The 21,780-nt window shown below is 27.0% G+C and carries 15 protein-coding genes, 3 tRNA genes and 2 pseudogenes; 5 read left to right on the top strand and 15 right to left on the bottom strand.

The window, feature by feature from the left end; all coding sequences use genetic code 11:
• From LRB30_RS04635 to LRB30_RS04620, 4 genes and pseudogenes are all read right to left on the bottom strand, one after another.
• Positions 1 to 1,223: pseudogene (locus LRB30_RS04635) on the bottom strand (hypothetical protein); the annotation flags it as partial.
• On the bottom strand, positions 1,216 to 1,983 hold the full coding sequence (locus LRB30_RS04630) for a tetratricopeptide repeat protein (RefSeq protein WP_231019841.1): 768 nt from the start codon (positions 1,981 to 1,983) through the stop codon (positions 1,216 to 1,218). The gene LRB30_RS04630 and the pseudogene LRB30_RS04635, both read right to left, overlap by 8 nt.
• Before the next feature lie 26 nt (positions 1,984 to 2,009).
• Positions 2,010 to 3,755, bottom strand: a pseudogene (locus LRB30_RS04625) (BB_0208 family protein).
• Positions 3,742 to 4,578 carry a UTP--glucose-1-phosphate uridylyltransferase gene (locus LRB30_RS04620; protein WP_231014719.1) on the bottom strand — a complete coding sequence of 279 codons (837 nt, stop codon included), beginning with the start codon at positions 4,576 to 4,578 and terminating at the stop codon, positions 3,742 to 3,744. Before LRB30_RS04620 ends, LRB30_RS04625 begins: the two are co-directional and overlap by 14 nt.
• A gap of 57 nt (positions 4,579 to 4,635) precedes the next feature.
• Here LRB30_RS04620 and rsmD point away from each other — a divergent pair, with 57 nt between their 5' ends.
• Complete coding sequence (rsmD, locus tag LRB30_RS04615; protein ID WP_231019837.1) at positions 4,636 to 5,205, top strand: 16S rRNA (guanine(966)-N(2))-methyltransferase RsmD; 570 nt, start codon at positions 4,636 to 4,638, stop codon at positions 5,203 to 5,205.
• A 3-nt stretch (positions 5,206 to 5,208) separates the two neighbouring features.
• Here the strand turns inward: rsmD and LRB30_RS04610 are convergent, their stop codons facing one another.
• The 7 genes from LRB30_RS04610 to LRB30_RS04580 all read right to left on the bottom strand — a co-directional run bounded on the left by LRB30_RS04610 (position 5,209) and on the right by LRB30_RS04580 (position 10,613).
• On the bottom strand, positions 5,209 to 6,759 hold the full coding sequence (locus LRB30_RS04610) for an HD-GYP domain-containing protein (protein ID WP_231019835.1): 1,551 nt from the start codon (positions 6,757 to 6,759) through the stop codon (positions 5,209 to 5,211).
• Positions 6,760 to 6,787: 28 nt separating this feature from the next.
• A tRNA-Phe gene (locus tag LRB30_RS04605) sits at positions 6,788 to 6,860 on the bottom strand.
• Positions 6,861 to 6,882: 22 nt separating this feature from the next.
• Positions 6,883 to 6,955 (bottom strand) — tRNA-Phe (locus LRB30_RS04600).
• A 305-nt stretch (positions 6,956 to 7,260) separates the two neighbouring features.
• Entirely contained in the window at positions 7,261 to 8,232 is a 972-nt protein-coding gene (gene hflC, locus LRB30_RS04595; RefSeq protein WP_231014493.1) for a protease modulator HflC, read from the bottom strand.
• Positions 8,233 to 9,168, bottom strand: coding sequence for an FtsH protease activity modulator HflK (gene hflK, locus LRB30_RS04590; protein WP_231014492.1), 936 nt, complete (start codon positions 9,166 to 9,168; stop codon positions 8,233 to 8,235).
• 48 nt (positions 9,169 to 9,216) lie between these two features.
• On the bottom strand, positions 9,217 to 10,455 hold the full coding sequence (locus tag LRB30_RS04585; protein ID WP_231014491.1) for a hemolysin family protein: 1,239 nt from the start codon (positions 10,453 to 10,455) through the stop codon (positions 9,217 to 9,219).
• Between the two features lie 85 nt (positions 10,456 to 10,540).
• Positions 10,541 to 10,613, bottom strand: a tRNA-Cys gene (locus tag LRB30_RS04580).
• A gap of 114 nt (positions 10,614 to 10,727) precedes the next feature.
• Here LRB30_RS04580 and LRB30_RS04575 point away from each other — a divergent pair.
• Complete coding sequence (locus LRB30_RS04575) at positions 10,728 to 12,254, top strand: UDP-N-acetylmuramoyl-L-alanyl-D-glutamate--2,6-diaminopimelate ligase (RefSeq protein ID WP_231014490.1); 1,527 nt, start codon at positions 10,728 to 10,730, stop codon at positions 12,252 to 12,254.
• A gap of 16 nt (positions 12,255 to 12,270) precedes the next feature.
• Positions 12,271 to 13,329: a D-alanine--D-alanine ligase gene (locus LRB30_RS04570; RefSeq protein ID WP_407928732.1), complete on the top strand. Its 1,059-nt coding sequence runs from the start codon at positions 12,271 to 12,273 to the stop codon at positions 13,327 to 13,329.
• A gap of 19 nt (positions 13,330 to 13,348) precedes the next feature.
• On the opposite strand, the gene LRB30_RS04565 is transcribed toward LRB30_RS04570, so the two are convergent.
• From LRB30_RS04565 to prfA, 4 genes are read right to left on the bottom strand one after another with little or no spacing between them, the layout of a single operon-like run.
• Positions 13,349 to 15,613, bottom strand: coding sequence for a hypothetical protein (locus LRB30_RS04565; protein ID WP_231019831.1), 2,265 nt, complete (start codon positions 15,611 to 15,613; stop codon positions 13,349 to 13,351).
• Positions 15,603 to 17,606: a guanosine-3',5'-bis(diphosphate) 3'-pyrophosphohydrolase gene (gene spoT, locus LRB30_RS04560; RefSeq protein WP_231014472.1), complete on the bottom strand. Its 2,004-nt coding sequence runs from the start codon at positions 17,604 to 17,606 to the stop codon at positions 15,603 to 15,605. Before spoT ends, LRB30_RS04565 begins: the two co-directional genes overlap by 11 nt.
• Entirely contained in the window at positions 17,563 to 18,423 is an 861-nt protein-coding gene (gene prmC, locus LRB30_RS04555) for a peptide chain release factor N(5)-glutamine methyltransferase (RefSeq protein ID WP_231014473.1), read from the bottom strand. Before prmC ends, spoT begins: the two co-directional genes overlap by 44 nt.
• Before the next feature lie 2 nt (positions 18,424 to 18,425).
• The gene (gene prfA, locus LRB30_RS04550) at positions 18,426 to 19,499 is read right to left on the bottom strand and encodes a peptide chain release factor 1 (protein ID WP_231014474.1); all 1,074 of its coding nucleotides are present in this window, start codon (positions 19,497 to 19,499) and stop codon (positions 18,426 to 18,428) included.
• A gap of 334 nt (positions 19,500 to 19,833) precedes the next feature.
• Between prfA and LRB30_RS04545 the strand changes: the two genes are divergently transcribed.
• Together LRB30_RS04545 and LRB30_RS04540 are read left to right on the top strand one after the other, a co-directional pair.
• Positions 19,834 to 20,973, top strand: a complete 1,140-nt coding sequence (locus tag LRB30_RS04545; protein WP_231014475.1) for a tetratricopeptide repeat protein — start codon at positions 19,834 to 19,836, stop codon at positions 20,971 to 20,973.
• Positions 20,970 to 21,779 carry a TatD family hydrolase gene (locus LRB30_RS04540; protein WP_231019829.1) on the top strand — a complete coding sequence of 270 codons (810 nt, stop codon included), beginning with the start codon at positions 20,970 to 20,972 and terminating at the stop codon, positions 21,777 to 21,779. Before LRB30_RS04545 ends, LRB30_RS04540 begins: the two co-directional genes overlap by 4 nt.
• Position 21,780 lies beyond the last annotated feature (1 nt).

The following is a 21,780-nucleotide window of genomic DNA, read 5'->3' as shown; positions in this document are numbered from 1 at the left end:
TCTTTAATGGCTTGTTGACGTGTTTTTGTGTTTTCAAGATCAATGGGTTTTATTGAATAAACCCTAGATTTAAGATCCTCTAGTTGTTGCGGTTTCTTGTCTTCTTTATTTAATTGAAAAATTTCTTTTTTGTAAGGATCTTTTGGTATATTAATTAGATTTGGTTCAATATCTTTTTTTATTAAGGTTAATAGTAAATTTGAGGCTTCTTTATTTTTTAAACTTTCAATCAACTCATTTACTTTTTGAAATTTGTTGCTTAGCCCTTTTTTAATTAATTCTTTTAATCTATTTTTTCCAAGTGTGACTCTCCCAGTATTAATATCGTCTAATATTTCATAGAGCTCTTTTTTTATTAAATAACTATATGGTCTATGAATTTTTCCTATTATTGTTTTACTGGGCGGAGAAAGTTCACTTTCCTTTTGGTGGGGATTTGAAGGAATTTTTTTTAAAGATGTAGAATTGTTATTGTTTAAATATTTGTTGTTTTCTGGAGTTTTTAAAATATGCTCTGAATTTTTTTCTTTGGATAAATTTGTGTTTTGCTGTTCATTTTCTATTTTTTGAGAGTTGTTTAAAATATTTTCACTATTTGATTTTTCACTTAATTTTTTTTTTAGTTTTTCCAAATTAAATAAATTTTTTTGGTCATTAACGCTTAATTTAGGATTTGGAGATTGCATTGTTTGCTCTACTTTTTCTTTTGGGTTTGTATTTGGTTTTATTTTTTCTGGGATTTTGCTTTTTTTAAATTCAGATATGTCTTCATCTTCGATGCCAACATCATCGTTTCTGTCAGAGTAGTTTTCTGTTATTGTGCTGTCTTTGATGTATCTATTATTAAATGCTATATCAAAATTTTCGTTTGCATTTGTTTTTGCATTGTCTTGACCTTTGATCTTGTCTAAGATTTGATTCGCAGAATCTCTTTGCAAGTCGTTTGATTCAAAAGGACTACTGTTGGCAATTTCTGCTAGTGTATTTGTAAGCATTGCGATGTCTTCATTTTGGGGATATTTCTCTTGCAGAAGTTTTGCAACAGAATATGCTTTTTTATAGTTTCGATCTATTACGCTATTTTTAACTTCGTTTAGCATTATTTCTCTATTTTTGTCATTTAATTTGCTTTGATATATATAGTAACCAAAGCCCCCAAATGAAAAGATAAGTAAGAAAATTAAAAGCAATAATACTGAAAAATTTGTATGTTTTTTATTCATCTATGTATAACTCCTCTTGCCAATTAAGTTTTTCTAGCTCAATTAAAGAATTTGTTTCTAGATTGTCTTTAAAACTATCTTTAAGTATTTGATTTTTATCTTCTTTTGCGTATACAATGTGCTCGGTTCGCCCCTTTAAACTTTTGTCAAGTTCTTCAAGATTAATTTTTTCATCTCTTAAATAACTTATTATAAGTAAAATGCTGTCTTTTTTTTCTGTTTTTGACCTAAGGGTAATAAATTGAGAGTAGTCGTGTATAGCCATAGTGTAAGAGTCCCAGGCCTTTTGATATTCTTTTTCTTTAGATGTTATTTTTCCCTGTTGAACATAGGCATTGGCCCTGTTTAGTAGTGCGCTGTCATAATTGGGCCTACTTTTAATAGAATTAGAATAATATTTTATTGCTAAAGGATAGTAACCTTCTCCTCTGTTAAACATTATGTTGCCCAATTCATAATATAGTATGTAATCGATCTCACCCCCTACTGCAATTCCATCAAGCAATGCTCCTTCTGCTTCTGTTAGTTGATTATTTTCTCTGTATGCTATTGATAAAAAGTAATAGCCAAGTTGTACTTTTGGATATTTTTTAATAGCATTGCTAAGTGTTTCGATTGCTTGAATATAATTTTTGTTTTTTATCTCTTCTTTACCAATTCTAATTAGCCTTTGAGAATATGCCAATTTTGAATTAAATATTAAAAGTAAAAACAAAATAAAAATCTTGCAATTTCTATTTAAAAATAAATAAATCCTCATTCTTTTTCCATTATACTTAATTTAGATTAAATGCCTTTAACTTTCATAAGCTCTTTTTTTAAAAATTATTTTTTGCTTCAATTTTGTTTTGAAAAAAAAATAAATTCTAATAAACTATTTTTTTCATTAGATTTTATCTTTTTATTGTTTTTTAATTCTACCAGATTCTCACAACATATTAAATACCATATTGCAGGTAATAATTTTTTTTCATTTTCATCTTCCAGTTTTTCAATAAGATTAAATCTTATATTATTGAGAATAATTTTTAAAATCCTCGATCTTGTTTTTAGTGATTTTATTAAAAGATATGATTTTTGGTAATCTAGTTGGTTAGGATTTATTTTTTGTATTTTGATTATTTTTTTAGGTATTGTAATTTTATCTTCGTCAAGGTAGAGGAGGATGTCTGATATAAATTTGAAATGCTTATATTCAATATTTGGGTAAAAAGATAGAAAATATACAAATATTTGATTTTGTATTTCAAAGGTTTTAGATTTGAAAAATTCTTTCATGTGTTGACAAAAAATTTTCTTATCCTTTTTATCAGCATAAATATAGAATGCAATCCATCCATAAGTTTCTATATTCTGAGAATTTTTTTTGACATAATACATAATAATTTCTAAAAATGAACTTTTAATGTATCTTTCTTTAAAGATTGAGCTTTCGTAGGGGTTGAAATTTGTTTTATCAAAAGATATGAAAAAATCTTCTGTTTGAAATTTTGCAGTTATAATTTCTTTTATTTTTTCTTTTATGTTGATTAATTTATGTTTTTCAATGTATTCAAGTGCATCTATGAAAGATTCCCAATTATTAGATATTTTGTCTTTGAAAAACCAAGTTAAATATTTTTTTGATATTGTTTTTTCAATTACATACAAATAACACTTTAATGAGTCTTGAAAATCCTTTGGAGCGTATTGTGTAAAATCGCTAAAAAAATAATTAAAGCTAATATTTTTGCTCGACCCTTTATAAAAAATTTCATTAAGACTTAAAGTTTTTAGTGCGCGTAAGTAGTTTAAAATTTCATTGTATTTTAGCGCTAAAATTTCTTCTTCCAAGTATTTGTAATGTTTTATTAAAATTTTAATAAAAATTTTTTTACTCAAACACCCAACCGGCCAATATGTAAGTATTAGCATTCTTTTTAATTTTATTAGTCTACTTTCTTTATTAGTTAAGCTTGATTTAAAAACTTTTTGATTTTCCGGTTGATATTGTAAATTTTTATTTAAAATATTTAGTATTTTTAATTTATTTTTGTTTCTTACAGCTACCAGAATGTCTATTGTTTGTTCTAGGGTGTCAATGTTAATATTGCTAGAAAAATTTAATATAATTTGCTTGTAAATGTCTTTTTTTTCTTGAGAATAATAAGGGCTATTTTGTATTTCAATTAGTTTTAAAAAGTTGCTAGATTTTAGTTTATATGTTGTTCCCAGTTTTTTGGTGTTGAGATTTGCTTCTTTGTTTATTTGGCTAAAATTTTTGCTTCTTACTATTTCTAATATCCATTTTTTAATTACTTCATTTTGAGTTTTTTTGTAGTAGTATTCTTCAAGTGAAGTATTAAATACATTTTTTTCTTTTTCGTAATCATTGCTAATTTTTATAAGTTCAATTATTTCAGGTTTTTTTAATTTGTAAAGCTGGGAAGAAATGCTATATTTTAAAACCTTTTCTTCTATATATTTGTTTATATACTTTTTTAATGAGGCAAGGGAATCATAAAATTCTGAATCCTTTTTAATTGTTTTCATTTATTCCTTTTTTTATAATTTTCATTAAATTTTTATCTTTTTTGGCAGAGTTTATTATTGCCTCTAGATAACCCTCAAGAGTTCCTATGTCAATTCTTTTTCCTTCAATATTTTTATATAATACTTTTTTTTGATCCATTAGCTTTTTTAAAGCATAAATGTGGTAGTATTCACCTTTTTGATGCAGTTTGAATCCTTCTTCTAAATGTTCAAAAAACTCATAGTTGTACAGGAATCTTCCAATAGATGCTTTATTGCTAGGCTCACTTCCAATTTTTGGTTTTTCAACAATGTTTTTTACATGGATTTTATCTTTGTAGAGATCTATTACTCCATATCTATTTATATTTTCTGGATTTTCAATGACAGACATTATGTTCTTTTCGGTTTTTTCATAAAGTTTTATCAATTGCAAGCTTAGTGGTGGATTTCCAATGTGAAGATCGTCAGGGTAAGCTACAATTACAGGCTCTTTATTTATCCAGGGCTTTGCATAAAGCAGGGCATTTCCTGTGCCTAGCATTTCTTTTTGCCTTATGAAGCTTATGTTAATTTTTTTGCTTTTAATCTTTTCTAATTCATCTTTTTTATTTTCTTTTAAAAAAATATTTTCAAGTTCAATTTCTCTGTCAAAATAATCTTCAAGAACTTTTTTTCGCCTTGAGTTTATTAATAAAATATCTTTTATTCCTGAATCGATAAATTCTTGAATAATATAATCTATGGCCGGTTTGTTTAAAATTGGTAGCATTTCTTTTGGAATTGTTTTTGTTATTGGTAAAAATCTTGTTCCATACCCAGCCGCCAGAATAATGCCTTTCATATTTTTCTCTCTTGAAATAAAATTATAGCAAAAATTTAGTTTTATATTATATATTCATTGTTTTTTAAAATTGTTTTAAAATTTTTATTTATGTATATAAGTTCGGGTAAATATAAAGGTAAAAAAATTTTGTTTCCCCAAAATGGTTCTGTTCGTCCTGTGATGTCTCTTGTTAGAGAAGCCTTTTTTTCTATTATTTTCAAGGATATTGTTAACTCAAAATTTTTAGATGTTTTTGCAGGGACTGGTATAATGTCTATTGAAGCTCTTAGTAGGGGAGCTAGCCTTGTCCATCTTGTTGAATGTAATAGAAAAATTAAAATTACATTAGTTAAGAATTTTAGTTTTGTTGAGGAATTTTATAAATTCTTTTTTCAAAGAGCAGAGGATTTTTTGGGTAAAAAAGATCTTTTTTATGATTTTATTTATCTTGATCCCCCTTTTAATTATAAAAATAAGATTAATTTGCTTGAAATTATTTTAAAGGGTAAAATTCTAAATGATAAAATTAATATCATTATGCATTATCCTGCTAGTGAAGATTTAAAGATAAATACATCAAAATTTTCAGTTTATAATTTAAAAAGGTATGGGGGATCAAAGCTTATTTTTTTGAGAATATTGTAGGATTTATTTTTTTCCATAACTAAAGAGAATGAGTTGAATTTCATTTTTATTTAATTCTGGAATGCTGTTTCTTATTACAAAATCATCCGCATTTTTAAAAGTATTTTTTTTATAATTTCCATTTGCATCTTTTATTAAAATTTCTTTGTTCTCAAGATCCATTATTATTTCTTCTATTTTGTAAGTCTGGTTTTTTTTGTTTATTATAGACAGATTTGGTATAATGCTAGTTTTGTATTCCATAACAGCAGCTTGAAAAAGATTTTCATTATTATTTTTTTTGTTTACATGTACTACTTGCCCATAGTCAAAAGGTGCAAGTATTGTTAAAAAATTTTCTAGCATTTTAATGTCAAATTTTTTATTCTTTGTTTGCTCTTTTGGCTCTTTTCTGCTCCAATAGTATTCCCCACTATTTTCTATTAAGAATTTAACAGCCTCTAAAGGGCTAGCGCTTTCTTTGGTTATTATTGGATTTACTAATTCATCGTAAGTGTCTACTATACAAAAAATTCTAACAAGCTCATGAATAAATTTGTTGATTTTTAGCTGTGGATGTCCAGTAGCATCAAGGTAGTCTTTTTGTCCACTTATTATCATTTTTGTAATAGCTGAAATATCTTCTCTTATTCTAAACAAATTTTTAGCAATGTTAATATTTTTCTCCAAGTGTTCTATTTTTAATTTGTGATGTTCTTTTAAATTTTTGTCTTTAAGGCTTATTTTATTTCCTATATTTTCTAATATTGTTATATGCATTAATCCTATTGAGTGCAGCAAAGATCCAAGTGCGGCTTGTAGTATCATGTCTTCTGCATAAAAAAATTCTGTAAATTCGGTATATTCAGTTTTATCAAGAAAAAATTTAATAGTTGAACGGGGTGCATTGTTTAAAGACCTTATTTTGTTTAAATTTGCAATTGTGATTAAAAAGTAAATTGTTGTATCGACTGAATGTAGTAGTATTGAATCACCCTCTGTTTTGACTTTTCCTTTGAAAAATTCATAGTCTCTTCTAGCAGAATATAAATATAATTTTTTTAAAGTTTTTTTATCTTTAAGGTTTTCTTTTGTTCTAAGCTTTTTAACATCAAAATAATGATATATTTCTAATAAAATTTTTTGTAAAGATGTTATTTTATGTCTTGGAAGTATTTTAAAGCTTCCTTCCAATATTTCTTTCCAATAAATTTGATTGGTCTCAGCTTCCATCAATGTATTTATTTTCATGAGCGGTTTTTTACCCTTGGTAATAAATATTGGGTCGTCTTCTTTAAAGGGCTTGTATACATCTTTTAGATTATCTATTAGCTTTTCTCTTAAATAGTTAAGATCGTCATTTAAAATTTCTTCATTTATTTTTTTTATCAGGTCTTCATATGATTCATCTTCTTCTTTTTTAAGTACAGGAATGTATGGCGTATTGCCCTTAGAAAGTATTTTAATGATTTTTTCATTTATTCTTGTGCCAAGTTTTGATAAGTTTCCTATTCTTGCAAAAATTATATCTTGTTCGTTTAGATCTTTTATTTGCTTTATTTCTTTAAGTATCACTTTGAGATCCTTTTAATCTTTAAATAAATGTCGCCGAGGAGAATCGAACTCCTGACACAAGGATTTTCAGTCCTATGCTCTACCAACTGAGCTACAGCGACGATTATAATTTAAATGAATGTATGCTGCCGAGGAGAATCGAACTCCTGACACAAGGATTTTCAGTCCTATGCTCTACCAACTGAGCTACAGCAGCATTTTTATTCTAGTACCTTAATTTTTTCATAAGTATATATGTTTGTCAACTCTTTTTAAATTTTAGCTTTCAAATGTAGTACTAAAAAATGATTTATAATTAGCTTTTAGGTTTTAAAATGGGCAATTCTATAAATTTAATTAATTTTTTAAAAGGTGTGCAGTATATATTATTTGAGTATTTTTTAAAAAAACCATTTAAAAAATACTCAAATAAAGATTTGTAATGCTATTTAATGCATAATAACAGAATTTAGAATTTGTATTTTACATATATTTAAAGAAAAAATTTATACTAATAAACTTTCAATTTCTTTTGTGAAGATATCGAAAGAAATCCATATCTGTTGAGAAAATTTTTCTTTTATCTTTTAATACTGCTTTATAACTTTCTAATGCCTGCCAGAATTTGTAAAATTCAATATTTTTGCCGTATGCATTTGAATAAATTTTTGCGGCTTCTCGATCTCCTTCAGCTTTTATTTTTGCAGCAGTGGCTTTTGCTTCGCTTAATATTTTCAGTTTTTCTTTTTCTATGCTACCAAGAATTTCTGTTTTTTCAGCCAATCCTATGCTTCTTTGTTCTTCTGCGATTTGTTGTCTTTCTGAAATCATTCTGTTGTTTACAGATTCAATAAGGCTTGGATCATAAGTAACTTTTCTTATTAGTACGTCTACAATTTCAATTCCAATATCTTTGGTATTGTTGTTTGCTATACGAATTATTTCTTTTTCGATTATCTTTCGTCCTTTTGTTATTTTATAAATACCGTTAATTTTTGTTTCCTGTGGGGTGAGTATTCCGTTAGACAAGCGTTGAATAGGATCGTTTGAGCTTCTTATAATTTCAAGCAAAGGGTATTTTGCGATAACTCCCCTAACAGCAGGTTCAATTGCTGCATCAATTCTAATGTAAGCTCTACTCATTGTTTTTATTGTTGTATAAAATTTATTTATGTCTGCAATTTTCCATCTAGCCGTTGTATCAATCCATATTAATTGCTTTTCTTCACCCCCTGTTGGGATTCTTTGAGGTTCTCCATCCCATCTAAGAATTATTTTGGGAAATATTTGCACATTTTCAATTAATGGGATTTTATATTTAAGTCCAGCTAAATTTTCAGTTCTTTGAATTTTTCCAAGTCGAGTGGTTATTGAAATTTCATTTTCTTTCAAAATATAAATTGGTTGAAAAATAGATAAAACAGCCAAACAAACTATTACTGTAAAGGTTATAATCTTTAGAGTAGATAATAAAAAATTTATTATAAATTTCATTTATTTTACCTCTTTAAATGGTAGAAAATTTTTGAAGTTTTTGTCAATTAATTCAATGTTATCTTTGTTTTCAAGTATTTCTTTCATGGTTTCATTGTAAAGCCTTTCTTTTGTAATATCGGGATTTTTCAAGTAAGCGTCTAGTATGGCATTAAAAATTTCTGTGTCTGCTAATGCATTGTTTATTCTGCTTTCTTTGTATCCTCTGGCTTCTTCAATAACCTTTAATGCTTCACCTTTGATTTTGGGAACTATTTGATTAAATTCTTTTTTTCCTTCGTTTATGTATTTATTTTTGTCTTGAATAGCAATGTTTACATCTTCAAAGGCTTCGTAAACTTTTCCTTTTGGGGGTAGGGCATTTCTAATTTGTACTTGAACTACATCAATGCCTAAATTATAATTATCTATTATTTCATTCATAGAAGACTTTACACCTTCTGTTACTCCCACTCTGTTATCATTTATTATTTCAAAAATAGTATTATCTCCAATCAATCTATTCATTGATGACTTTGCAATATCTTTAATTGTTGTTTCAGGATCTTCTACTTTAAACTTGAATGAATAAGGATCTCTTATTTTGTATTGCACTAGCCACTCAATGTTTATGATATTTAAATCTCCAGTAATAATCCTGCCTTCGTCGCTTGCATTATCATTTTCTCTAATATCGTTTGTAGATATTAGAAATCCAAATTTAATTTCTTGGACTATTTTTACGGGTACGATAAATTTTTCTTCAATCAATGGAATCTTGACATGTATTCCTGAATCAAGAGTTCTGTTAAGCTTACCAAGGCGAAGTACAATTGCTTCTTCTGATGGTCCTACTATGAATATGTTTGCAATAACTATTATTGATATTAATATTAAAGTAATAATAATTATTAAATACTCGTAAGTTTTATTAAAAATTTGTTTTATGTCAAACATTTGTTTCTCCTAATGTTTTAAATTATTTTTATTAAGCGAATTTTGTCACTACTTTTTGGATTTTATAAAAGTTATTGTTTCAATTTTATTATTCTGAATTTCCTTAATAAAATATTCTCCATCATTTGTTTTTACGGTTTCGTTTTTTGTTGGTATTTTGTCAAGTAGATCTATTAAATACCCTCCAATTGTATTTGTATATTCTTTATGTTTAATAGATATTCCAATTGCCTCTTCAATCTCGTCGAAAGTAGTTTCTCCAAGTATTGAGTAAGTATTCTCATTGATTTGAGTAATTAGAGGCTTTTCCTCTTTAATGTCGTATTCATCAGATATTGCTCCAAAAATTTTTTCTACTATATCTTCTATTGTAAGTATTCCTGAAAAACCACCATACTCATCGATTACGATTGCCATTAATTTTTGTTTTTTTCTCATAATATCTAGTATGTCTTTTATTCTTTTATTTTGTTGTACAAATACAGCCGGTTTAATAAATTGAGAAACGTTTTTATTCATATCTTTTTTATTTACTTCTATGAGGTCTTTAGCTATTAAGATCCCAAGTATTTGTTCTCTGCTTTGTCTTTTGTATATGGGAATTCTAGAGTATCCTTCTTCTTTGATCAATTTGATTACATCTTTTAGCTTTGATGAGCTTGAGAGTGAAAAAACTTCTGTTCTGTGAGTCATGATCTCAGAAGCCCTTACTTGATCTATGTCTAACATTTTTTGCATAAATATTCTAGAGTCATTTTTTAAAATTCCCAAGCTTCCTGCTAAAGAGAGCATATTTTTTATGCTCTCTTTAGTCATTTGGGAGCTAGTTTTAACTTTAAAGAGATTTAATATTTTTTTTATTATTTTGTTTATTATATATATTAGTGGACTAAATATAAAAATTAATGGCTTTAAAAAAAATGAAGTAGATAGAGCAATTATTTCATTATTTAGAATTGCAATTTGTTTTGGAAGTATTTCTGCAAAAATTAGAACGATTATTGCTATTAAGCCCGTTGATATTGTAAGCGCGCTGTTTCCGTATTTTTCAAGTACAAATTTTGTTGTAAGTGTACTTGCTACAATGTTTGATATATTGTTGCCGATAAGAATAGTAGTAATTAATTTTGAAGGAGACTGAACCAAGTTGTACACTGATATTCCCGACTTTCCTTTTTTCCTTATGTCTTGTATCTGAATTATGCTTAATGAAGTATAAGCTGTTTCAGATGCTGAGAAAATAGCAGATAATATTATAAATAGTAGTATTATAATTAATTCTAACATATATGTATTATTTTAATTTATCTTTAATAAAAATGCTTTAAGTTATGCCTTTTAAGTATAAAAATATTTTTAACTTGACCTTAGAAGGCGCTGACCGGAATCGAACCGGCGAATCAAAGTTTTGCAGACTTCTCCCTTAGCCACTTGGGTACAGCGCCTCGTAACATTGCTTAGTTTATTAAAAAAATAGAAAATTGTAAATATATTTTCTATTGAAGCATAATTTTAAATTTCTTAGCTATTTTTATTAGTTTTATGTAAAATTTTAATGTATGAATAAAAAGCTTAATGAAGTTTTATTAAAGTTAGATCAAGATTTAATAAAATGCGTAAAAGGTTCTCTTGATTTAGAAATATTGGGAGTTACTTATAGTTCTAAATTGGTTTTACCCAGGTTTGTGTTTTTTGCTCTTCCAGGAATTCATTTTGATGGACATGATTTTATTGAAATTGCAATTCAAAGGGGTAGTAATGTTGTTGTATGTTCACGAGATTTGGATTTTTACAGCTCCAATGTTACTTATATTAAGGTAGATGATTTTAACATAAGAAAATTTATGTCTAATTTTTCAAATATTTTTTATGATGAGCCTTCAAAAAAATTAAAAGTCATAGGAGTAACTGGTACTGACGGTAAAAGTTCTGTTTGTTATTATATATATCTTCTTTTAAAAAAAAAGGGTGTTAAGGTAGGTTTTATATCGACGGTATTTTTTGATGACGGGAGTGGGAGCTTGATTAAAAATCCTTATAGACAATCAACTCCTGAGTCCACAGAAATTCATTCATTTTTATGCAATATGGTTAAAAATGAAGTTCAATATGCAATTCTTGAATCTACTTCCCACGGACTTGACCTTGAAACAGCAAGGCTTATTGATGTTAATTATTTTGCAGCTGTTTTTACCAATATTGGACATGAGCATCTTGAATTTCATGGTACAATTCAAAATTATTTAAATGTCAAGTTAGGCCTTTTCCGGGCTGTTAGTGATGATGCTGGTTTTGGGGTTATTAATCTTGATGACTTTTATTCTTCTGATTTTAAGAATGCTGTTAAAAAATCTTTTACATATAGCTTAAAAAGCAGTAAAGCAGATTTTTTTGTCAGTTTTATTGATGAGAAAACCGATTCTACTAGGTTTGAATTTTATCACAAGGGTGTTAAATATTTTGCTAATGTTAACCTACTTGGGAGCTTTAATGTTGAGAATGTAATGGCTGCTCTTATTTTAGTTTCTCAAATTTTAAATAGCGATATTCAAGACATTGTTGACAAACTTATTTGCATTAAAAGTCTTGATGGGCGTATGGATAGTATTAATTTAGGGCAAAATTTTTCTGTAATAATTGATTATGCTCATACTCCCGGTTCTTTTTCTAAACTTTTTCCTATTTTTAAAAGATTTGCTACCAATAGATTGATTTCTGTTTTTGGCTCTGCGGGAGAAAGAGATATTGAGAAAAGATTTTTGCAAGGGCAAATTGCAGATGTTTATTCTGATTTAATAGTACTTTGCGATGAAGATCCAAGAGGCGAGGATAGTATGTGTATAATTAAAGACATTGCAAAAGGAATTGAGAATAAAGTTGCAAATCAGGATTTATTTTTTATTCCTGATAGAAAGCAAGCTATTGAAAAAGCAATAAGTATTGCAAAGGCGGGAGATTTGATTGTAACTTTGGGCAAAGGTCATGAAAGTTCAATAATTTATAAAAATAGAGAAATTTTTTGGAATGAACAAGAGGTAGTTAAAAATGTTATTTTAAATTTAGAAAAATTAGAAAAGGAGAATTGATTTGAAAAAAAATCTTATGTTGATATTTGGTGGTGTTTCTTTTGAACATGAAATTTCTTGCAAATCTGCTTATAGCATTTATTTAGCCCTTTTAGATTTAAATAAATACAATATTTATCCTGTTTATATTGATAAATGTACAGGTGTTTGGTATTTATTAGATTCTGTTTCCAATCCTCCAAAACCCATTAATACAGATGTTTTGCCCATTGTTAGTTTATTGCCGGGATTTGGAATTTTTGCAAATAACAAAAATCTTGAGATTAATGTTGTTTTTCCCGTTGTTCATGGAAGAACTGGTGAGGATGGTGCTATTCAAGGAATTTTAAAAGTTATGGATATTCCGTGTGTTGGTGCTGGTATTATAGGTAGCGCTATTTCTAGTAATAAGTATTTTTGTAAACTTTTGCTTAAAAGTTTTGATATCCCCCTGGTGCCTTTTATTGGATTTAGGCAACATGATTATTTTTTAGATAAAGAAGAAGTAAAAAGAAGTGTAAAGGAGGTTTTAGGCTATCCTGTTATTGTTAAGCCTGCAGTATTAGGCTCTTCAATTGGAATAAATGTAGCTTACAGTGAAAATCAGATTGAATCTTTTATTAAAGAGGCTTTAAAGTATGACCTTACCATTGTAATAGAGAAGTTTATTGAAGCTAGAGAGATCGAATGTTCTATTATTGGGAATGAAAAGATGAAAATATTTTCTCCTGGAGAAGTTGTTGTGCAAGATTTTATATTTTATGATTATGATGCTAAATATTCTGTTATTCCTGGTAATTCTATTATTTTTAATATTCCTGCACATCTTGAAACAAGCCAGTTGTTAAGCATTAAAGAATATGCCTTTCTTGCTTATAAGAATCTAGAACTCAGAGGTATGGCAAGAATTGATTTTTTTGTTGAAAAAAAATTAGGAACTATTTATCTTAATGAAATAAATACTATTCCAGGATTTACCGATATATCTATGTTTGCTAAAATGTGTAGCAATGATGGTCTTCAGTTTAAAGACCTAGTAGATAATTTAATCGATTATGCTTTTCAAAGTTACATTAATAGAAAAAAAAAGAATTAATTTTGAAGAGTAATTTAGATTAATTTAATTTTAAATTTTTTAGATTTTCAATCTCTTTATCATCTTTTAGTTTGAAGTATTCTAGATTTTTGTATTTTTCTGCTTTGGGCAATATTCCTGAATATTTGACTTTGTAAGAATAATTTATTTTTATATTTTTTTCTTCTGTATTATTGGCTTTATTGTAAATTTTAACTTGATTTTTTTTAATATGAATATTTGCAAATGCTTCATATGCTATATCATCTTGAGATTTAAGAGTAAATGCAATTGTTGTTTTTTTAGAGTTAATGTTTTTAAGCGAAAAGATAATTTTATTAGCTAATATTTTATAAGGAGTATTGCTTTGATAAATTATTAGTTTAGATGCGTTTTTAAAATGCAGCTCGATTTGATTTGCAATTTTTTGAGTAATCAAATCGACGCTATAAACAGCCCTTTCTGCTATATCTATTTTTTTAAAATCAATATTCATTAGCTCATCATCAGCTTCAATATTGGTTTTTAATATTTTTTCGTTTGCTTGTAAAGTTAGGTTAAGGTCATTTGAAATTATTTGGATAGGATGTTTCTTGTTTTTTTGATATTCAATTTTTATTTTATTTATTTTTTCTGGAAAGCTAACTGTTTGTTCTATTTGCATTTCATGTTCTTTTTTATCAATATTGTTGGATACTATGATTGTGGCTATTAAAAAAAAAGTTATAAGACCAAGTTTTTCAGCTTTTTTTAAATTTTGTTTAATTTTTGGGAGTTTGGATTTTAAATGCTTTGAGATATTAATAAATATGGTAGAGAAAAGACAAATTGATATTAGATAGCTTAGTGTAAGTATATTTTTGATTGCTGCAGCATTTTGTATTAATGCTATTAATACAAAATTTATTATCCAAATGATTAATACCACTATTTTCCGAAAAATAGTATTTTTATTTGGTTTTATTAACAATAAAATGCTTTTTATGATAATTATTAAGATAAATTCTATTTTAATAAACATTAATATTATTAGTTCAATAATAGAGGTTGATATTGCCAGGTATTTAAGTTGTCTGTAATTTAAATATATTGTGAAATTATATGTAAAAAGAGATAAAAGATTATGTATAAGTAAAGTTGCAAAAAAAGTTATTAGATATTTGGGATTTGTGATGCTGTAAACAGTTGTGTTCTCATAGTCTGCAAATATTTTATTTGTAAGCAATAAGGATAGGTAGGCGCTTGCAAATAAAGTAAAAAACAATCTTACTAATTTGTAGTAATTATTTTTTACTTTTTTCATAACTAAACCGGCCTCTTTAAATTTTCTAATAAATACAATGATAATTAAGTTATAACAAATGTAGGTTAATGCTATTAAAGCAATTTCGTTAATTATTATTTTTTTAAAAGGCATATCAATTACAATGTAGTGTGTTTCATCGGTATTTTTACTTTTGTACTCACTAGTTACTGCTTCTTCGATTGATTTGTAAATTTCAAAAATAGTATTTTTATTTCGAGCTAATATAGGGTTTAAATTATTATTTATTATTAAAAAGGGTATAGATTCATCACGATATAGATTGTATAAATTGTTTGATTTTTTTTCAGTTATTTTTGATGTATTAAAATCAAGTTTATTCTTTTCAAAGGTTTTTATAATAGCTTTTAAAAATCCCAAATTTGTTTTTGAATTTGTTATGAAAGATTCATTTTCTAAGTAAATTTTATTTTTTATTCTATTTTCGTTTAACATTAAGTATATTGTATTTGTATTTTTATCTAAATACTTATTGCTAAGTAAAATTCTGCTACTAATTATTGTATTTTGTTCTAAAGAATCATCCTCAACAAAAAAAAAATTTATGTTGTTTTCAGGATTGGTATTTTTAAGTTTATTTAAAAGCTCAATTGCAATTCCAATTGCTAAATTATTTTTTAAATTATTTTGTATTTTAATTGGAATAATTATATTATAAGTATTTGCGTTTTTCCCTTTAATTTTAGAATGTATTATTTTTTGTGAATACCCAATAAATCCAATTTCTTGTAAAAAATATTCCATATATTTAACTTCATTTGTATTAAAATATTTTTTTATATAATTAAAAGTGTTTATTATTTTTTCTTGTCTTTCATTTAGTTGATTAATTTTCCTAATGTGCGTTTTTATGCTCTTTTCAGTTTCTATGTTTGTAATTTTATTGCTTGAATTAAATACATTTTTTTCCATTTTATTTGGCACAATAGTGGAGCCTGTTGAGCTAAGCAATAACACTAATAACAATATATTAATTGTCATAATTTTTAATATCTTCTTCTATTTGCATTATTTGTAAGATATTTGGGTTTTCTTTTAAAGCAGAAATAATTTTTGTTATATTTTTGGTATTTGATGAGACTATTATATTTGTTATTCCGTGACCATTCCCGCAGTCTTCTATTTTTTCGCTAATAAGTCTTACGTCATTGAGTGTGAAAATGTTTTCAAGATAGCTAAATATTCCTTTTAGTTCTTTTAAAAGCAAAATAATGTGATGCACTTTTCTAGTTGGTGTTGCTTCCCACTCAACTTCAATCAATTGAGTTTTTTTATAGGATTTAAGTTTTTGACAATTTTCATTGTGCACTATTATTTCGTCTTTGTGTATTATTCCAATAATATCTTCACCTGTTGTTGGACTGCATTCAGGGTCTATTGCAATTCTTTTTATTTTTGTTTTTGTATAAGATTTAAATAAGCTGAAAAGCTTTCTTTGCTCTTTGTTTGCTCCAACAAGATACGCAATAATATTGTTGTCTACAAAAATTGTGTTGTCATTTTTGTTAAGCCATGATCTAATTTTTGATCGGGCCTTTTTTGTTCTTACGCTGTTTAGCCATATTACATCCGGTTTTGAGTCTTTTGAGGTGAATATTTCAACAATTTGTTCGTTTTTAAGTGGCTTTGTGATTGAGCTTATTTTTCCATTTATTTTTGCATAAAGAGCCTGATCTCCAATGTCTGTATGAATTATGTATGCAAAATCAATTGAATTTGATCCAAAGGGAAGCTCTACTACCTCTCCTTCTGGGGTGTAAACATATATGAATGTATTTAATAATTCTTTATGTATGTCATTCATTGAATATTGACTTTTGTTGGCCGATTCTTGTTGCCATTTTTTTATTCGGTTTATGAATGAAAGATCATCAGCTTTAAGTTCAATTTGTTCTTTATATATCCAGTGAGCTGCAACCCCATAATTAGCAATTCTGTCCATTTCTTCTGTTCGAATTTGTATTTCAATAAGCTGGTTATCCTCGGGTATTCTTACGGTAGTATGTAGTGATTGATATTTATTTTCTTTTGGGCTTGCAATGTAGTCTTTAAGTCTTCCTGGAATTGGTTTCCACACCCTGTGAACAATTTCTAATATCTCATAACATTCTTTTTGCTTTTTACAAATTATTCTTATTCCTAGAGTATCAAAAATTTGAGTAAGCTTGTTTGTTCTTGTTTGCATTTTTCTAAATATTGAATAAAAGTGTTTTGATCTTACTGTAATTTCTGCTTCAATTCCGCTTTTTTGAAGTTCTTTTTCTATTGATAATTTACCTTTATATAATTTTTTTTCTCTTTCTATTTTTGTTTCAGATAAAAAATTTTTTATTTCTTTATAATCTTTAGGATAAAGATGCTTAAACGAAAGATCCTCAAGATATGTTTTAAGAGATGAAATTCCAAGGCGTTCTGCTATTGGAACGTAAGTTGAAAGGCAATCTTTTGCAATCCTGTCTTGTCTGTTTTTAGGCAAATAAGAGAGAGTTGTCATATTATGAAGTTTATCCGCCAGTTTTATTATTATTATTCTAATGTCGTGTGTCATTGCAAAAAACATTTTTGAGATAGTATTAGCCTCTTTTATGCTTCTTGTTTTGTTATGTAAATCATGAATTTTGGTTACACCGTCTATTAAACTTAAAATTTCCTCGTCAAATTCTTTTACTATTTCTTCTTTTTCAACATTTGTATCTTCAAGTACGTCATGCAGTAGTCCAGCAATGGTTGCTTTAAAGTCTAGTTGAAATTTGGCAAGAAATAATGAAACCATTATTGGATGAATAATGTAAGGCTCTCCACTTTCTCTGTATTGGCCATAATGGAGCTGTTCTGCTATTTCTAGAGCTTTAAATATGTTTTTTCGTTCAAATTCATTTTTGTAAGTATTCTCAACAGTTTTTTTAAAAATATTTCTAGCTTTTTCAAGATCATTTATCTTTATTAAGTGTGCAATTTCGTATGCTTGTATCATTCCTTTGTCCTAATATTAGTGCCCTTGCTCTCTTTTCAAGATCGTAGATTGTTTTTAAATGCAAAAATCCTTTTTTTATTGCAAAATCTTTCAAGCTTTTTATTTGCCAAGGGGCTGATTCTATTATTATTAGTCCATTTGGATTAAGCTTTTCTTTTGCTTGACTTAATATTTTTCTAGAAATATTAAGCCCATCTTTTCCAAATCCCAAAAGAGCTTTTGTGGGTTCTTTTTTTATTTTATTTTTTATTTCTAATTCTTTTTTGTTTAAATAAGGAGGATTTGTAATAATTATATCAAGCTTTCCCTTTATACATTTTAGCAAATTAGAGTGAATTATTTCTACAAATTTTTCAAGTTTGAGCTTTTTTGTATTTTTTTTAACTATTTGTAAAGCTTTTGTTGAAATGTCTGAGAGTATTACTTTTTTCCTCATGTAATAGGCAATCGAAAGCCCTATGCATCCACTGCCGCAGCATAAATCTAATATTTTATTAAAACTATTTTGTTGGATTTGAATTAAGGCTTCTTCAGCTAAACATTCTGTATCAAATCTTGGGATTAATACATGCTTGTTTAGGCTAAATTTAATTCCCATAAATTCTTTCTTTTGAAGTATGTAGTGAATAGGAGTTCCTTTTTCTATTTTATATATTTGATCAAAAAAAAGTTTTTTTTCTTTTTTTGTTAAGCTTTTTTTTATATTTGCAATTATTAATTCTTTTCTGGTTTTTAAAATTAATTCAAGTATTAGTAACGCCTCTATTGTATCTAAATTTTTGCTTTTAGCATAATTTATAACTTCGTTTATATTCATTGCTATATGTTGTTGCTTTTTAATTCTTGTTCTTGAAGTGCTATCATTAAGGGGTCAAGAAGTGGATCAAGTTCTCCTTGCATAAATTCTTCTAATTTATAAAGAGTGATGTTTGCTCTATGATCTGTTATTCTATTTTGAGGAAAATTATAGGTCCTAATTCTTTCAGATCTATCTCCTGAGCCTACCTGTTGTTTTCTATTGCTTGATCTTTGCTCTTGTTTTTTAGAATCTTCAAATTCATAAAGCCTTGCTCTTAATATTTTCATTGCTTGATCTTTGTTTTTGTGCTGACTTCTTTCGTTTTGACACTGTACAACAATTCCTGTTGGCAGGTGCGTTATTCTGACTGCAGAATCAGTTGTGTTGACGTGTTGTCCACCAGCTCCAGATGATCTGTAAACATCAATTCTTAAATCTTTTTCATTGATATCAATTTCAGTTTCTTCAATATTGGGTAGCACCGCTACAGTAGCAGCTGAAGTTTGAAGCCTTCCGTTAGACTCTGTTATGGGTATTCTTTGTACTCTATGAACACCACTTTCGTATTTTAATTTTTTAAATACATCTTTTCCTTTAATTTCAAAGATTATTTCTTTAAATCCCCCAAGTTCTGTTTCATTAAAGTTTATTATTTCTGTTTTCCATTTTTTTTTCTCTGAATATTTTATATACATACTATAAAGATTGTTTGCAAAAAGAGCAGCTTCTTCTCCACCTGTTCCGGCCCTAATTTCAATTATTATATTTTTGCTGTCATTTTCATCTTGAGGTAAAAGTAGTATTTTTATTTGATGTTCAAGGTCTTCTTTTTTTTTGTCCAGATCGATTAGTTCTTGTTTTATCAGCTCTTTCATTTCTTGTTGCTCTTCTTTTTCCAAGATGGTTTTGTTATCATTAATTTGACTTATTATTTTTTCGTATTCAATTTTTTTAGTATTTATTTTTTCTAAATATGTATATTCTTTTATTATTTTTGAATATTTTTTTTGATCCTTAATTAGATTAATATCTTGCAATTTTTCTTCTATCAACTTAATCTTACTTGTTGCTGAATTTAATTTTTCTAAAAGCATTATGGTTTCTCCTGAAAGATAGTAATAGTTTATATTAATTTTAGATTTTTTTGTTAGACTTTTTAATAAGTTTTGTGTGGATGCTCATTTTTATGTTTTATTTTAATATTCTTTTTTAAAACTTATTTTATTAAATGAATAGAATAAGCTTGATTAAAAAATCAATTATATTTTTTCATGTTTTTTTATATAATGAATGTTATTAAGTTGGATATTAAAGTTAGATTAGGTTTTGTTGTATTTATATATAAAATGAGCTTTACGTATTATTATTTTGGTGAATTTGAGGTAGTTAAAGTTATATCTTTGATAAACCGATTTAAAAGGGGTATTTATGTTAAACGAAAAAATTTTGGATGCTTTAGAAGATCTCTCGAGTATTTCTGATGATCAACTTCTTGATGTCACTGAAAAATCAAAAAGAGGGTATCAGTTGATCAAGGAGGAAAGGCTCTCTGAAGCGGAAAGTTTATTTTCTGATATCCTTGAAAAGGATAATGAGAATAATTATGCTCTTGTTGGGCTTGGGGACATTGAAAGAAAGAAGAATAATTACGATAAAGCAATAGTTTATTATCAAAAATGTCTTGTAAAGCATCCAAGCAATAATTATGCTCTTTTTGGACTTGGAGATTGTTACAAAAATTTAGATAATTATAAAAAAGCCACAGACATATGGGAAGAATATTTAAAATATGATCCTGAGAATATAACAGTTTTAACAAGAGTTGCGGCATCTTACAGGAAGCTAAAAAATTTTCAAAAATCTAAGCAAACTTATCTTAAGGTAATGGAATTAATGCCCGATAATGATTATGCTCTTGTAGGTATTGGCCATTTGTATTACGACTTTAAAGAATATAAAGAGGCTTTAAAGTATTGGCTTAAAATGTATGAATTAAATCAATCCAAAGTTGATGTTAGAGTATTGACCTCAATTGGTAATTGTTATCGCAAGCTAAGGGAATTTACCAGAGGAATTTATTTTTTTAAAAAGGCTTTAGAAATTTCACCTAGCAATTTTTATGCTGTTTTTGGACTTGCTGATTGTTATAGGGGAAATAAGGAGTACAAAGAGGCTTTAAAATATTGGCTTGATATTATCGAAAAAGATCCAAAAAATAATTTGGTTCTTACAAGAGTAGGAGATGCTTATCGCTATTTAAATGATTATGAAAATTCTCAAATTTATTATAAAAAGGCTCTTGATGTTGATTTTGATATGTTTGCCATACTTGGACTTGCTCTTATTCAAAAGGAACAAGGTAAATATGAAGAAGCATTAATAGCTATTAAAAGTTTAATTAAAAACAATCCTAAAAATTCAGTATTGTATGTTAATGCTGCTGAATGTTATGAAGCATTAGGACAGATTGGAAATGCTATTGATATTTTATCAAGCTTTTTACAGCTTGGTATGAAAAATATTGTTGTTATTGACTACCTTGCGGCTCTTAGGAAAAAAATGGAATGATTGAATCTTTACTTGAAACTGAAAAATCTATTTTTTTTGATAAATTAATAGATACCCATGTTCATTTTTATGAATTAAAGAAAAGATCTTTGGATGTCAATTACATTATTAATGAATGTTTTAAAAACGGCTTTTCTTATTTTCTTGATGTTGGCTTGCATCCTAGTGATTTTAGTGATAGAAAAAATCTTTTAAACCCCTATTCTAATGTGTTTTTAACAGCAGGTATTCATCCTTTAAATTTAAGTGGTCATTTTAAAGATGATATTAAACAGCTTGAAAAAATTTTGATTAGTGAAAATGTTGTTGCTGTTGGTGAGATGGGTCTTGATTATTTTAAAGCAGATAACAAGAGATTTCAAATTCAAGCTTTTGAAGAGCAATTGTATTTGGCTGATAAATATAAAAAGCCAGTTATTTTACATATAAGAGATGCCTATGATGATGCCTATAATATTGTAAGGTCTTTAAATTTTTTAAATAGGGGTATATTACATTGTTATTCAGGAACTTATGAGCATGCTAAAAAATTTATTGATTTAGGATTTAAAGTTTCTTTTTCAGGCAATATAACTTTTAAAAATGCGCAATCTTTAAGGATTATTGTTGGCAAATTAAATACCAATGATCTTTTAATAGAAACGGATAGCCCCTTTTTAGCTCCAGTGCCATTGAGGGGCAAAATAAATTCGCCTTTGTTTTTAGGATATACATGTCTTGAGATTGCAAGAATTAAAAATTGCTCTGTTAATGATGTTGCTATTGCAGTATACAATAGCTTTAAAGATCTTTTATTGCTGCATTAAA

The organism is Borreliella americana (assembly GCF_021043605.1).
Lineage (GTDB): Bacteria > Spirochaetota > Spirochaetia > Borreliales > Borreliaceae > Borreliella > Borreliella americana.
The sequence above is the reverse complement of the archived record's forward strand: the minus strand, read 5'-3'. Positions and strand labels throughout refer to the sequence as shown.

Bases quoted from the DNA above. Each gene is read 5' to 3' on its own strand.
- LRB30_RS04630 (WP_231019841.1), bottom strand. From the start codon at position 1,983: ATGAGGATTTATTTATTTTTAAATAGAAATTGCAAGATTTTTATTTTG.
- LRB30_RS04620 (WP_231014719.1), bottom strand. From the start codon at position 4,578: ATGAAAGGCATTATTCTGGCGGCTGGGTATGGAACAAGATTTTTACCA.
- hflC (WP_231014493.1), bottom strand. From the start codon at position 8,232: ATGAAATTTATAATAAATTTTTTATTATCTACTCTAAAGATTATAACC.
- hflK (WP_231014492.1), bottom strand. From the start codon at position 9,168: ATGTTTGACATAAAACAAATTTTTAATAAAACTTACGAGTATTTAATA.
- LRB30_RS04585 (WP_231014491.1), bottom strand. From the start codon at position 10,455: ATGTTAGAATTAATTATAATACTACTATTTATAATATTATCTGCTATT.
- LRB30_RS04575 (WP_231014490.1), top strand. From the start codon at position 10,728: ATGAATAAAAAGCTTAATGAAGTTTTATTAAAGTTAGATCAAGATTTA.
- LRB30_RS04570 (WP_407928732.1), top strand. From the start codon at position 12,271: ATGTTGATATTTGGTGGTGTTTCTTTTGAACATGAAATTTCTTGCAAA.
- LRB30_RS04565 (WP_231019831.1), bottom strand. From the start codon at position 15,613: ATGACAATTAATATATTGTTATTAGTGTTATTGCTTAGCTCAACAGGC.
- spoT (WP_231014472.1), bottom strand. From the start codon at position 17,606: ATGATACAAGCATACGAAATTGCACACTTAATAAAGATAAATGATCTT.
- prmC (WP_231014473.1), bottom strand. From the start codon at position 18,423: ATGAATATAAACGAAGTTATAAATTATGCTAAAAGCAAAAATTTAGAT.
- prfA (WP_231014474.1), bottom strand. From the start codon at position 19,499: ATGCTTTTAGAAAAATTAAATTCAGCAACAAGTAAGATTAAGTTGATA.
- LRB30_RS04545 (WP_231014475.1), top strand. From the start codon at position 19,834: ATGTTAAACGAAAAAATTTTGGATGCTTTAGAAGATCTCTCGAGTATT.
- LRB30_RS04540 (WP_231019829.1), top strand. From the start codon at position 20,970: ATGATTGAATCTTTACTTGAAACTGAAAAATCTATTTTTTTTGATAAA.